Source organism: Helicobacter mehlei (assembly GCF_003660265.1).
GTDB classification, from domain to species: domain Bacteria; phylum Campylobacterota; class Campylobacteria; order Campylobacterales; family Helicobacteraceae; genus Helicobacter; species Helicobacter mehlei.
This window is the reverse complement of the sequence record NZ_QXQP01000068.1, coordinates 1-813: the sequence shown is the minus strand read 5'-3', so window position 1 is coordinate 813 and position 813 is coordinate 1. Positions and strand designations below refer to the sequence as shown.

Sequence of the window (813 nt, the reverse complement as noted above, 5' to 3'; positions counted from 1 at the left end):
CTTACCTAAACGAATGCAACTCTCAAAGCTTGCAAGTGGCATTAAGGCAACTAACTATAGCTTTTGATAAATTCTTTTCCAAGTTAGCAGGTTATCCTAGATTCAAATCTAAAAAGCATTCTAAGCAATCTTTCTGTGTCCCGCAACACTTAGAAATCAAACAAGAAAGCAATCAAGTAAAACTACCCAAAAGAAGCTATTAAAGCCAAGTTTCATAGACATTTGCCTATAGGCTCTGTCATCAAACAGGGGTTTATCTCTTGTGTAGCGGATAAATACTACCTCTCTGTCAGTTATGGGGACAATAAGCCTGAACCTAAACCCGTAACTATCAAAAAAGCTGTAGGTTTAGATATGGGCTTAGAGTCTCTAGTCATCGCCAGTAATGGCGTGTTTTACCCCTATAAAAGTTTTTCCAAAATCTACAAACCAAGCTCACTAAAATACAAAGGAGATTGTTTAAAAAACTCAAAGGTTCTAGTAATAGAAAGAAACAAGTTAAGAAAGTGGCACAAATCCGCGCTACTATTAGGAATAGTAGAGAGGAATACTTGCATAAAATCAGTAGCCAGATCAATCAATACGATTTGATAGCAGTAGAAACCTTGAAAGTTAGGAATTTGGTCAAAAACCACAAACTAGCTAAGAGCATTGCCAATGCCAGCTGGTCTAGGCTCATTAGTCTATTAGAATATAAGGCTAGTTGGAAAGGCAAAACTTTGCTAAAGATTGACCAATACTTTCCTAGCTCTCAAATCTGCTCTACTTGTGGGAGCAACACAGGTAAAAAGCCACTGCACATTAGGAATTATG

Annotated in this window: 1 pseudogene; it reads left to right on the top strand. The window is 37.3% G+C overall.

Going from position 1 to position 813, the window contains the following annotated elements:
* Positions 1-813: pseudogene (locus tag EAO36_RS08265) on the top strand (RNA-guided endonuclease InsQ/TnpB family protein); the annotation flags it as partial.